This is a genomic window from Neorhizobium tomejilense, assembly GCF_964254135.1.
Classification (GTDB): domain Bacteria; phylum Pseudomonadota; class Alphaproteobacteria; order Rhizobiales; family Rhizobiaceae; genus Neorhizobium; species Neorhizobium tomejilense.
In genome coordinates this window covers 1,002,918-1,016,128 of the sequence record NZ_CAXUSO020000001.1, presented here as the reverse complement: position 1 = coordinate 1,016,128, position 13,211 = coordinate 1,002,918, and the positions used below count along the sequence as shown (strand labels likewise).

Here is a 13,211-nt window from a genome sequence, read left to right as displayed (position 1 = left end):
GGCTTGGCCGTAGAGCATGGCTACGACGCGCGCCGGCCGGTCGATCATCCGACTCCGTTTGAGCCAACAGAACGATTCAATTTAACCCTGAAAGGCTCTAGGCTCGCTCCAGCTGGACGAGGTCCAGCCCGTCCCCCAGCTCGCGGCGCGCGGCCTCGACTAGGCTCATCTGGTGGGTAAAGAGCACGGTCTGGAATTTTTCGCCCGCCGCCGCAAGCGTCCGGATGCCCGCTGCGGTCCGCTCGTCGTCGAAGGTCTGAAAAATGTCGTCGAGGATCAGCGGCGCCGGCTCGTTGCGGCTGCAATAATCCTCCAGGAAGGCGAGCCGCAGCGCCAGATAGAGCTGATCGCCGGTGCCCTCGCTCAGGCCGTCAAGCCTCACCTGCTCGCCGGTCTGCCGTTCGACCGCGAGCTGCAGCTCGTCGCGCTCGTCATAAACCTGGACGAGGCGCGAGAAACGGCCACCGGTGAGATCGGCGAAGACCTGCCCTGCCCGCCGCATGACCGGATCCGCCTGACGTTCACGATAGGCGTCCATCGAGCTCGCCAGAAGGCCGGCGGCGAGCTTCAGCACCACCCAGCGCCGCGCCAACTCCTTGGCTTCCGTCTCCGCCGCGAGCTTCTGGAAGACTGCGCGTTCGGCACCGATGCCGGTTTCCAGCTCCCGGCGGCGGCGCTCGCTATCGGCCTGGGCAATGCCGAGCGTCTTCATCCGCTCGACCTGCCGGGCATCTTCGGCGTCCAGCCGCTCGATTTCCAGGCCGGCGGCGATCCTGTCGAAGCCGACAAGCGCGGCGCGTGCCTCGTCCTCGGTCGCACCGTCCGCCTGTTCGGCAAATCGGCTGCGGCATTGCGCGAGGCTCGCTTCCAGCCGGTTGCGTTCGCGAAGATCGCGGAGAAGGCCGTCAGCCTCCTCGATATGCTTGGATGCGGCGGTGGCAAGCCCGCGCAGGTCCGCCATAAGTCTTTCCGCGTCGGCGGCGTGCCGGGCCACCGCGAGCTCAGCGCGCTCGAGCGCTGTGGTGAGAGTGGCCCGCTGGTTTGCGGCGGTCTTTGCATCCGTTGCGCGGTCGTTCAGCATGCCTGCCGCGACATCGGCAGGCAGCGAGACCAGATCCGGCGCCACCGCAGTGGCGAGCGCCCTCACCTCCGCTTCGAAATCCTCCATGTCCCGCGCCATGCCCTTGACGCGGCGGTCCCGGTTTTCCCGTTCGGAGAGAAGATCGGGAACGGTGCGCCAGACATCCAGCGCCGCGAGAGCCATATCGACCGTCGCGTCCTCCGAAAGGCCCGCCAGAACTGCGGCATTGGAGAACGTCGAGCGCCAGCGTTCGATATCCCGGCGCAGACCGGTCTCGCGTTCCTCCAGCTTTTCCAGCGTCTCCTCGGCGGAATGGCGCTTGCCTTCCAGCGAACGGCTTTCGGTCCAACGCTCGGTCAGTTCCCCGATCCGGCGTTCCAGCCCGCGGGCAAGTGCCAGCGGCGGCAGCGCCGATGCGGCAAGACCGATGGCATCGGCCAGCGCCAGCAAGGCCGGCTTGAGTTTTTCCTCCCTGTGGCGAAGCGTCTCCAGCTCGTCGCGCGCCTCGTCCAATGCACCCGCAAGCAGGGAAAGTCCGTCGACGGCACGGCGCCATTCGATCATCCGCTCCGGCGTCGACGGCGCGACAGGTGCTGCATGGAAAAGGTCTTCGAATTCGGTGACCGCGTCGGCGGCAGCAATGTCGCTTTCCCTGGCGGCGGTCTCGGCAGCGCCGACCGCCTGAAGCAGTTCCCGCTGCCGTAGCGTGAGGTGGGCATGACGAGAGACACGTTCGGCGTCAGCGAGCGCTGCATCGGCGAGCCGGTCTGCATCCTCCACGGCGATCTTCAGTTCGCTGAGTTTTTCGGCAGAAGGTTTTGCCCCGAACGTATCGATCTTTTCGTCGCGGCCGGCTCTTGCCGCTGCGATATCCCCGCGGGAGACGATCCGCCCCTGCCCTTCCAGCGCCGCAAGCTGCCCGGCGATTGCCTTGGCTTCGTCGCGGATGCCGGCGAGCTTCTGGGTCGCCTGGGCGCTCTCCGCTTTGGCCGCGTCGATCAGCCGGCGGTGATGGGTGAGCGTCGCGATATCCGGCAGCGGCACCGAGAGAAGACGGCCGATATCCCTGACCGGCGGGTCGAGGCGCGCGGCGGCGGCGGCAAGATCGCTTTCGGCACGGGCGACGCGCACCTGCAGGGCCTCGATGCCGGAGAGCTCGCTGACGTCGGGACGCAGCACGGCGAGCTGTTCCGCCCACGGTTTCGGATCGATCAACCGGCCATCCGGCCCTTGGTCTCCGAGCCGCCGCAGAACATCCTGGGCGTCCTCAATCTGCTGGCGAAGCTGCTTCAGGCTGCGGTCGAGCTCGCTGCCCTCCTCGACAAGCTTGCGGAGACGCACGAGATCGGCATCGGCCGGCTGGGCGCGCTGAAGCTCGTCGAATTTGCCGAAGCCGAGCCGGCGGGCCGCCTGCGCGATACGTTGATCGAAATCGTCCACCTCGCCGCGCACCCGGGCGATATCTTCCCGAGCCTTCAGATAGGCGCCCTTGTCCGCATAGGCGGCAAGGATCCTGGGCGCCGCTGCGATCAGTGCCTCATCGACATGCACGGCGCTGATTTCATCGTGCAGGCGCGATACCTCGGCCTCCGCCGCCTTGAGCGCTTCGGCGTTCTTGTGTTCCGCCTCCAGAGCCCCGGCCAGTCGCTCCTCGAAGCCGGCAGGCAACGCAGCAAGTGCTCCGTATTGCGTGAGCAATTGCCGCTCGCGGTCGATCTCCCGCAGCACCGGTTCCAGCCGCAGCAGTTTGCGCAGCCGATCGAGGGCGCGCTTGGTTTCCTGCCGTTCGGCCTGCACGGCGGCAAGATCGGCCTCGATCTCGGCCTGTTCGGCGAGCAGCTTTTTCCAGTCGCCGGATTTCAGCTCGTTGTCGCGTTCGGCCTTGCGCGCCTCGTCATGACTGTCGAGGACCTGATAGAACGAGCGGTCCTTGGAGCGGCGCGGCGCATAGATGCCGTCGGCTTCCGTATCGAGCGACTTGCGCAGGTCCGAAAGCCCGGTCAGGCCGGAGGCTGCGGAAAACAGCAGGCTGCCGATCTCTCCGCCGCTTTTCAACATCGTCTCGCCACCGGCCCTGAGCGACGCGGAATCGAGGCCGAAGGCGCGTTCGAACACGTCGCGGGACAGGGTGCCGAGGAATGGCGCCAGGGCATCCTCGGCCAAGGCTTCCTCCGCCTCATTGGCGGCGAGCAGCGTATTCTTGCGGCCACGGCGGCGTCGGAATTCGAGCCCCTGCCCATCGCGCGCGGTGATCGCGGCCCCGACGCGAAGCGCGGTCGCGTCATGCAGGAAGCTGTATTCGGCGGCAGTCGGAAAACCGAACAGCAGGTCGGAGATCGCCGACAGGGCCGAGGATTTTCCGGCCTCGTTGGGTCCGTAGATCACGTGCAGTCTGGCATCCGGGCGGAAGGTCAGCATCCGGTCCGTCAGTGCGCCGTAGCGCAGAATGTCGAGGCGGTTGAAACGCATGGATCAGCCGGCCCTCGCCGCACGCGAGAGCAGGAGATCGCGGGCCTCGGCCAGTAGCGCTTCGGCGTCATCGCCGAGCGCCAGGTCGCCGGCGCCGATGCCGCCCGGCAGGCGGGCGGTGATCTCGGCGATCTTGGCGTTGGCGTCGGCGAGCAGTTCCGGCGGGAAGCCGTCCATGGGGATGAGGCCTTCGAGGCCGAGCATGTCGGTCGCGACGCGCGTCCCGTTCATTTCCGGTTCCAGCCGCACTTCCAGCTTTTCGAGCCAGATATCCTGATGGGAGCGATGGCAGGCGGCTTGGACCTCGTCGCGAAAATCCTCGGCGCGGGCCATGACCTCGTTGCGGAAGCGGCTTTTGCCCGTGAGACGGATGCGCAGCGCCAGCGGCCGGCCTTCCATCCGTTCGACGACATCTTCCAGCGCGCTCTCGATACGGCGCAGGATCGCCGGGATGTTGTCGTCCGGTTCGACCACGACCACGAGTTCGGCAAAGCGGGCGCTGTCGGTGATGATCCGCTCATGGGTGATGCGACTGTCCTCGACGGTCACGAGGACCGCGCCCTTCGCCCCCTGCTCGCGGATCGAGCGGCCCTGGAGATTGCCGGGGAAGACCACCAGCGGATCTTCGGCGACAATCTCGAAATCATGAACATGGCCGAGCGCCCAGTAGTCGTAGCCGCGCGAGCGCAGGTCCTCGACCGAGCACGGCGCATAGGGCGCGTGCGGCTCGCGGCCGGTGAGCGAGGTGTGCAGCACGCCGATATTAAACCAGCCCTGTTCCGGCCTCGGATAGGCGAGCGACAGGTTTTCGACGGCCGAACGTTCGGCAAAGCCCTGGCCGTGCAACGCCACCTTCAAATGGTCCAGCCTGAAGCTGCCCGGCTTGTTGACCGGGAACTCGCTGACATTCTTCGGCAGGGTGATCGTCTTGGTGATGACGCTTTCGGCGTCGTGATTGCCCTTCAGCAGGAAGACGGGGATACCGGCGCGTTCCAGCCGCGCCACTTCGCGGTTGAAGAACAGGCCGATCTTGTTGTCCTTCCAGTCACCGTCATAGACGTCGCCGGCAACGATGAAGAAGTCCACCTTGCGTTCGACCGCCTGATCGACCAGTCCTGAAAATGCCCTGCGGCTCGCCTCGATGAACAGTTCGGCGATCGCGGCATCCTTCAGCGCCAGCCCCTGGAAGGGACTGCCGAGATGCAGGTCGGCGGCGTGAATGAATCGGAAGGAGGTCATCGAATCGCTTGTTTCGGTTGCCGGAGCAGATCAGGTGTTTTAGGCAAATGCCGGGCACGAAGAAAGCTCGGGGTTCCGCAGCCTGTGGATAGCCCAATCTTATTCGGAGGACATCATGAGAAACCACGCGTTCGGACGCACATCCTTCACCGTCAGCGAGATCGGTTTCGGCGCCTGGCAGATCGGCGGCTCCTGGGGCGATGTCGCCGAAACGGACGGGGCCAAGGCGCTGGAAGCGGCGCTCGATGCGGGCGTCACCTTCATCGACACCGCCGACGTTTATGGCGACGGCCGCTCGGAAAAGATCATTGCCGGCGTCCTGAAATCGCGCGGCGGCGATCGCCCGATGGTCGCGACCAAGGTCGGCCGGCGCCTGAGCCCGCATGTCGCTGACGGCTATACCAGGGCCAATCTCGAAGGCTTCATCGACCGCAGCCTCAAGAACCTCGAAATCGACAGCCTCGACCTCGTGCAGCTCCACTGCCCGCCGACCGAAGTCCTTTACCGCCCGGAAATCTTTGGCGCGCTCGACGATCTGCGCCGTGCCGGCAAGATCAAGAATTACGGCGTCAGCGTCGAGAAGGTCGAGGAAGCGCTGAAGGCGATCGAATATCCCGACGTCACCAGCATCCAGATCATCTACAACATCTTTCGCCAGCGCCCGGCCGACCTGTTCTTCAATGAGGCCAGGCGGAAGAACGTCGCGGTCATCGTCCGCGTACCGCTCGCCAGCGGGCTGCTGTCCGGCAAGATCACCCGCGATACGGCGTTTGCCAAGGACGACCATCGCAGCTTCAACCGGCATGGCGATGCCTTCGATGTCGGCGAGACTTTTGCCGGCGTGCCGTTCGAAGTCGGCCTCCAGGCGGTCGAGGAAGTCCGCAAGCTGGTGCCGCAGGGGGCGTCGATGGCGGCTTTCGCGCTGAAATGGATCCTGATGAACGAGGCCGTTACCGTCGTCATTCCCGGCGCCCGCAACGAGGCGCAGGCCAGGAGCAATGCGGCGGCGGCAGAGCTTGCCGCACTTTCGGCCGACGTGATGACGGCGACCAAGGAAATCTACGCGCGGCTGGTTGCCCCGCATGTGCATCAGCGCTGGTAGGAACGCCGAGCCTGCCCCTCAAAAAATGGCAGATCAAACACTGAGACCTACCGACCACGATCCCCAGAAACACAAAAAGGCCGGGCAAAACCCGGCCTTTTCCGTTTCAGCCTTGAAGGCTCAGTGAGTGCCCTTGAGGTCGACCGGGAAGAACAGCGTCTCGCCGGAGCTGTCGTCGACGCCGTCGTTGTCGGTGACGGCGAAGGCCTTGCCGGACTTGTCGAAGGTGAAGCCTTCCAGCTTGTCGACCACGTAGCCGTTCGAAGCCTTCAGATCCGGGATGAAATCGTGGGCTTCTTCCTTTTTCACCGCCGGCAGTTCGGCGCCGATCTTGGCCGGTTTCAGGTCAGCGATCGCCACCCGGTAGAGTTTCTTCAGCTTGGCGGCATCGCCGATCTGGTTGTCGCGCTCGATGATGTAGACATAGTCGCCATGGGCGGTGATTTCCGAAAGGCCGACCCAGCCTGCCCCGGCCTTGTCGAGCGGGTAGCGCACGGCGCCCCATTCCTTGGACTTCGGCTTGTAGGAGACGAGCTTGACGGTGCCCTTCGGGTCATCCTTCCACTCGCGCTGCATCGCCATCCACAGGACCATATCGTCGCCTGACCCGACCGTCGTCACGCCTTCGAAACCGAAGCGGGTCTCGCCAGCGAGCAGGTCTGCGGGAAGGCCGATCTCGGCCTTGATCTCGCCCTTGGCGTCGACGTTGTAGAGGCCATGGCCGGTCAGCTTGGCGGAGTCGCCTTCCGACGCCAGCCAGAAACCGCCCTTGCCGTCGAGCGCAATGCCCTCGATGTCGAGTTTCTGGGCCGGCTGGCCGCCGCGGGTGATGCGCAGGACGCCGGTGATTTCGGCGGGCTTCCTGGTGGTGTCGATGGTGAAGATCGACGGCTGCATGGTGTAGACCGAGTCGCTGACGGCATAGAGGATGCCGTCCTTCTGGGCGTCGCCGACCAGGCCCGAGAGCGCGCCCCAGCCGAGCACGTTGCCGTCGACGTCCTTGGAGACGAGCTTCGGATAGCTGGCCACGCCTTCTTCCAGGGCGTAGATCATCACATGCGAACGGGCGCCGCCGTCCTTGCCGAGATCGACTTCATTGGCGGTCGCAAACAGGTTGCGGCCCGGAATGGCGACGGCGCCTTCCGGCGAGACGCCCGAGGGCAGGATCTGCATGAGCTGCGGCTCGGCGCCGGTGTCCTTGTAGACGGCGACGACAGAGGCGCGTTCGGCGAGCAGGAAGAGATACTTCTGGCCGTTGAAGGTCGCGGCTTCCATGCCTTCGACCTCGATGCCCTTCGAGCGCGCGCGCTTTTCCGGGAAATGGCCGAGACGGGCGACGGCGCGCTCCAGCGAGGCGCCTGATTCGTAGAGAACCTTGCCGGTGCGGTCGAAGATGGTGAAGCCGCGCGAGCCGCCCTTCCAGTCACCTTCGTTGGCGACCACGAGGCGGTTGTTGTCGAGCCACTTGACGGCGTCGGGCTCGCGCAGCGCTGAAGCCTTGCCGGTGAAGGACAGCTGGCCGTCGGTCTTGTTGTCGATGCCTTCGAGATCGGCCTTGCCGGCGGAGAAGTGGCCGGTGACCTGGCCGGTCTTGCCGTCGATGATGACGATCTCGTTGTTTTCCTGCATTGTCAGGGCAATTTCGCCATTGTCGTTGATGGCGACGAATTCCGGCTCCGGGTCTTCCGGCGCGACACCGGCAAGGCCGGTCAGCGTCACGTGTTTGATTGAAGCGCAGTCGGCGGTGCCGTCCTTCAGGGAGACGATCACCAGGTCGCCGGCCGGCATCTGCGGGAGGGCGCCATCGTTGACGTCCTCGTCGCGCTCGTTCTCGATGGCGATCGCGGCAAAGGTCTTGTCCTTGGAGACAGTGATCGAGTCCGGCTGGCCGCCGAGATCGCAGGTCAGGTCGACCTTCTTCGTCGCAATGTCGACGACGGCGAGGATGCCGGTCGGCTTCTGCTTGCTTTCGCCGGTGTTGACGGCGGCGAGAACCTTCTTGCCGACCGAGGCAACCGAGGTCGGCTCGCCCTTGAAGGTGAGCGCGCCGAGCGCCTTCGGGGCCTTCGGATCGGTGATGTCGACGAAGCCGATCGCGCCGAGCGGGCTATCGGTATAGATGAGCGTCATGCCGTCTTCGCTGGCGGTGACGATTTCGGCCGAGCTGACGCTCAGCTTGTCCTTGTCGGCGGGAAGATTGGCGGCGACCGGGAAAGATGCGATGCGGTTGAAAACCTGCTCGGCGCTCGCCGGCACGGCGACCGAAGCAAGAAGTGCTGCAGTCAACGCGGCACGAAGTGAAAACGTCATGGGAAGCCCTCCTGTCCATGAAACACAGGTGGCTTGTGAGCCACGGTCGTGACAGGCAGATGACAGTTTTCGCATCCGGCGTCCTGGCCGGTGGAGATTAGCAATTCGTAAAAAAGGCCCGGGAAAACCCGGGCCTTTTCAAATGCGAGACTGTAACAGGATGCCTTAAAGGCAGCGCGTTAGCTGTTGACTGCGTCCTTCAGGCCCTTGCCGGCCGAGAACTTCGGCACGTTACGTGCCGGGATGTCGACTTCGGCGCCGGTCGAAGGATTACGACCCTTGGACGCTTCGCGACGGGAAACGGAGAAGCTGCCGAAACCGGCAAGACGGATATCGCCGCCCTTCTTCAGTTCAGCCTGTACGGTCTCAAAAACGGCGTCTACAGCGGATGCGGCATCAGCCTTAGAGAGGCCGGCCTTCTCGGCCACTGCGGATACCAACTCATTCTTATTCATGTTTCCACCCCTTTCAAACGGTTTTGGAACGACTCATGTAATCGGGGCAGACAATAGTCAGGCGCCCGCCCGTGGCAACCCAAAAGCTCCGCAATCGCCTGAAAAACAAGGGGTCCGCGTTATTTTTCACAAAAAAAGCCGGCGTTTTGCCGGCTTTTTTCATTGCTGGTGCCAATTTGGCATAACCAAAAGGCTATCGATCAGTGTGCGACGGCAACGCCTGCGTCGTCCACGCCTTCGACCGTGGTGATCAGCGGCGTTTCCACCGTACCATCCCATTCGATCGCTTCCGGCTGACGGACGAGCGCGTGACGGATCACCTCACCCATGCGGGAAACCGGAATGATCTCCATGTTGTTCTTCACGTTGTCCGGAATCTCGGCCAGATCCTTGGCATTTTCTTCCGGGATCAGAACGGTCTTGATGTTGCCGCGAAGGGCGGCAAGCAGCTTTTCCTTGAGGCCGCCGATCGGCAGCACGCGGCCGCGAAGGGTGATCTCGCCGGTCATCGCGACGTCCTTGCGAACGGGAATGCCGGTCATGATCGAGACGATCGCGGTTGCCATGCCGACACCGGCGGACGGGCCGTCCTTCGGAGTGGCACCTTCCGGTACGTGGACGTGGATGTCCGACTTGTCGAAACGCGGCGGTTCGATGCCGAAATCCACGGCCCTGCTGCGGACATAGGATGCCGCCGCCGAGATGGATTCCTTCATGACTTCCTTGAGGTTGCCGGTGACCGTCATGCGGCCCTTGCCCGGCATCATCACGCCTTCGATCGTCAGCAGCTCGCCGCCGACTTCCGTCCATGCGAGACCCGTGACCACGCCGACCTGATCCTCGCCCTCGGCTTCGCCATGGCGGAAGCGCGGAACGCCGAGGTAGTCGGAAATGTTGGCCGCGGTGATCGCAACCGACTTGGTCTTGCCCTTGATGATCTCGGTGACCGCCTTGCGGGCGAGCTTCATCAGCTCGCGCTCGTAGCTACGAACGCCGGCTTCCCGCGTGTACTGCTGGCTGATCGCCATCAGGGCATCGTCGGTGACCGAGAATTCGTTCGGCTGCAGGGCATGTTCCTTGATCGCCTTCGGCAGAAGGTGACGCTTGGCGATTTCGCGCTTCTCATCCTCGGTGTAACCGGCGATGCGGATGATTTCCATTCGGTCCATCAGCGGAGCCGGGATGTTCAGCGTGTTCGCCGTGGTGATGAACATCACGTCGGACAGGTCGTATTCGACTTCCAGGTAATGGTCCATGAAGGTCGAGTTCTGCGCCGGATCCAGCACTTCGAGCAGGGCCGAAGACGGGTCGCCGCGGAAATCCATGCCCATCTTGTCAATCTCGTCGAGCAGGAAGAGCGGGTTGGACTTCTTGGCCTTCTTCATCGACTGGATGACCTTGCCGGGCATCGAGCCGATATAGGTGCGGCGGTGGCCGCGGATTTCAGCTTCGTCACGGACGCCGCCGAGAGCCATGCGCACGTATTCGCGGCCGGTCGCCTTGGCGATCGACTGGGCGAGCGAGGTCTTGCCGACGCCCGGAGGGCCGACGAGGCACAGGATCGGACCCTTGAGCTTGGTCGCACGGGCCTGCACGGCGAGATATTCGACGATGCGCTCCTTGACCTTGTCGAGGCCGAAGTGATCCGCTTCGAGGATCTTCTCGGCATTGTTGAGGTCGGCCTTGACCTTCGACTTCTTGGCCCACGGAATACCGAGCAGCCAGTCGAGATAGTTGCGCACGACGGTGGCTTCCGCCGACATCGGACTCATCTGCTTGAGCTTCTTCAGCTCGGCATCGGCCTTTTCCTTGGCTTCCTTGGATAGCTTGGTCTTGGCGATGCGCTCTTCCAGTTCGGCCATCTCGTCGCGGCCTTCCTCGCCGTCGCCGAGCTCCTTCTGGATCGCCTTCATCTGTTCGTTGAGGTAGTACTCGCGCTGGGTCTTCTCCATCTGGCGTTTTACACGCGAGCGGATACGCTTTTCCACCTGAAGGACTGAGATCTCGCCTTCCATGAAGCCGAGCGCCTTTTCGAGGCGCAGCTTGACGGAAACCGTTTCCAGCATTTCCTGCTTTTCGGTGATCTTGATCGACAGATGCGAAGCGACCGTATCGGCCAGCTTCGAATAGTCCTCGATCTGGCTTGCGGCGCCCACCACTTCCGGCGAGATCTTCTTGTTGAGCTTCACGTAGTTTTCGAACTCGGAAACCACGGAGCGCGACAGGGCTTCGACCTCGACCGCATCCTCGTCGGGTTCGGCAAGAACGCTCGCCGTCGCCTCGTAGAATTCTTCACGGTCGGTATAGCCGTCGATCTTGGCGCGCGAGCGGCCTTCGACCAGAACCTTGACGGTGCCGTCGGGCAGCTTCAGGAGCTGCAGCACGTTGGCGACGGTGCCGACCTTGTAGATTGCCGAGGGTTCGGGATCGTCGTCGCCGGCGTTGATCTGGGTGACCAGCATGATCTGCTTGTCGGAACCCATCACCTCTTCGAGCGCGCGAATAGACTTCTCCCGTCCGACGAACAAAGGCACGATCATATGCGGAAAGACCACAATGTCGCGCAGCGGCAGCACCGGATAGGTTTCGCTACCAGTCGCAGACGTTGAATTCGTCATTTCATTTCCTTTCCATCGTCCCGTTTCCGGGATACGTCCCGGGCAAATCACCCGGGCACTTCACTCTCGCCCAAAGTGGAGTTTTCGAAATTTGATTTCAAGCCTTGCAAGGCCGCCGCCGCTGGGATTGTGACAGGGGTATTACAAAGCGTGCGCACATTACGCCACGCGGAACGCCTAAGGACACGGGACGCGACTCACCGGAACTGCCAACCTGCGATCACATGCAGGCGAAGCAGCCCGAACATCGATGATCTTCCCGCACCGTCTCTAATGCAAGACGAATATGGTGCAATTCTTCGCGAGGCAAAAATGGTGGAAAAATCAAAATAAGCAAGGCTATCCACCAACATAAAAAAGAGGCCCCGACAGGGCCTCTTGCATTGTGCGGTTCGGAACGGGCGGATCAGGCCGAAACGTTCGCCTTTTCATCCTGCCGGTCGGCATAGATGTAGAGCGGCCGGGCGTTTCCACGCACGACGTCGTCGGAGATGACCACTTCGCGCACGCCTTCGAGCGTCGGCAGCTCGAACATGGTGTCGAGAAGGATCTTCTCCATGATCGAGCGCAGGCCGCGGGCGCCGGTCTTGCGGGTGATCGCCCGCTTGGCGATCTCGCGCAGCGCATCCTCGTGGAAGGTCAGATCGACGTCTTCCATCTCGAACAGGCGCTGGTACTGCTTGATCAGCGCATTCTTCGGCTCGGACAGGATCTGGATCAGCGCGTCCTCGTCGAGGTCTTCGAGGGTCGCCAGAACCGGCAGACGGCCGATGAATTCCGGGATGAGGCCGAACTTCACCAGATCTTCCGGCTCCAGTTCGCGCAGCACTTCGCCGACGCGACGGTCTTCCGCAGACTTCACGGAGGCGCCGAAGCCGATCGAGGTCTTTTCGCCGCGGGCCGAGATGATCTTGTCGAGGCCTGCAAAGGCGCCGCCGCAGATGAACAGGATGTTCGTCGTGTCGACCTGCAGGAATTCCTGCTGCGGATGCTTGCGGCCGCCCTGCGGCGGGACCGAGGCAACCGTGCCTTCCATGATCTTCAGAAGTGCCTGCTGCACGCCCTCGCCCGACACGTCGCGGGTGATGGACGGGTTGTCGGACTTGCGGGAGATCTTGTCGACTTCGTCAATATAGACGATGCCGCGCTGGGCGCGTTCGACATTGTAATCCGCAGACTGCAGAAGCTTCAGGATGATGTTTTCAACGTCCTCGCCGACATAGCCGGCTTCGGTCAGCGTCGTGGCATCGGCCATCGTGAAGGGAACGTCGATGATGCGGGCGAGCGTCTGGGCAAGATAGGTCTTGCCGCAGCCGGTCGGGCCGACCAGCATGATGTTCGACTTCGCAAGCTCGACGTCGCCGCCCTTGGAGGCGTGCGCCAGGCGCTTGTAATGGTTATGCACCGCCACCGACAGGATGCGCTTGGCCTGCTTCTGGCCGATGACGTATTCGTCGAGGACCTTGATGATGTCCTGAGGCGTGGGCACGCCGTCGCGGGACTTGACCATCGAGGTCTTGTTCTCTTCGCGGATGATGTCCATGCACAGCTCGACGCATTCATCGCAGATGAATACGGTCGGTCCGGCGATCAGCTTCCGGACTTCGTGCTGGCTCTTTCCGCAGAAAGAGCAATATAGGGTATTCTTGGAGTCGCCGCCGTTGCTGCCGCTGACTTTGCTCATATCACTTTCCTTCCAGCACTCCGCACTCACGTCAAAACGGGCGCGGTCCACTCTACCGCTTGCCGGCGCGCGCCCGACGGGCCTTGCGCGCCTGCCTTGCCTTAAGGGTACTCTACCGATCCTGCGCACATCATGCGGGATCAGCGGCAACGAAACCCCTAAGAAACGAATGCTATGTCATAAAAGTTCAACACAGCATTAATAAGTACTAATAGCGCTTTCCGTGCGACTTGAAACCCCTTTTTGCTCACTT

7 protein-coding genes are annotated in these 13,211 nt (G+C 62.9%); 1 reads left to right on the top strand and 6 read right to left on the bottom strand.

Annotated features, from left to right (window positions below):
* Positions 1-97: 97 nt before the first annotated feature.
* Positions 98-3,550, bottom strand: coding sequence for an AAA family ATPase (locus ACSQ3G_RS05290; RefSeq protein WP_436109305.1), 3,453 nt, complete (start codon positions 3,548-3,550; stop codon positions 98-100).
* A 3-nt stretch (positions 3,551-3,553) separates the two neighbouring features.
* On the bottom strand, positions 3,554-4,789 hold the full coding sequence (locus ACSQ3G_RS05285) for a metallophosphoesterase family protein (protein WP_436109304.1): 1,236 nt from the start codon (positions 4,787-4,789) through the stop codon (positions 3,554-3,556).
* 115 nt (positions 4,790-4,904) lie between these two features.
* Between ACSQ3G_RS05285 and ACSQ3G_RS05280 the strand changes: the two genes are divergently transcribed.
* Positions 4,905-5,891 carry an aldo/keto reductase gene (locus ACSQ3G_RS05280; protein ID WP_436109303.1) on the top strand — a complete coding sequence of 329 codons (987 nt, stop codon included), beginning with the start codon at positions 4,905-4,907 and terminating at the stop codon, positions 5,889-5,891.
* A gap of 120 nt (positions 5,892-6,011) precedes the next feature.
* On the opposite strand, the gene ACSQ3G_RS05275 is transcribed toward ACSQ3G_RS05280, so the two are convergent.
* From ACSQ3G_RS05275 to clpX, 4 genes are all read right to left on the bottom strand, one after another.
* Positions 6,012-8,201, bottom strand: a complete 2,190-nt coding sequence (locus ACSQ3G_RS05275; protein ID WP_436109302.1) for an esterase-like activity of phytase family protein — start codon at positions 8,199-8,201, stop codon at positions 6,012-6,014.
* A gap of 179 nt (positions 8,202-8,380) precedes the next feature.
* Entirely contained in the window at positions 8,381-8,656 is a 276-nt protein-coding gene (gene hupB / locus ACSQ3G_RS05270; protein WP_007753405.1) for a DNA-binding protein HupB, read from the bottom strand.
* Positions 8,657-8,856: 200 nt separating this feature from the next.
* The gene (gene lon / locus ACSQ3G_RS05265; protein ID WP_105401002.1) at positions 8,857-11,274 is read right to left on the bottom strand and encodes an endopeptidase La; all 2,418 of its coding nucleotides are present in this window, start codon (positions 11,272-11,274) and stop codon (positions 8,857-8,859) included.
* Positions 11,275-11,680: 406 nt separating this feature from the next.
* Positions 11,681-12,958 carry an ATP-dependent Clp protease ATP-binding subunit ClpX gene (gene clpX / locus ACSQ3G_RS05260; protein WP_046635404.1) on the bottom strand — a complete coding sequence of 426 codons (1,278 nt, stop codon included), beginning with the start codon at positions 12,956-12,958 and terminating at the stop codon, positions 11,681-11,683.
* Positions 12,959-13,211: the final 253 nt, after the last annotated feature.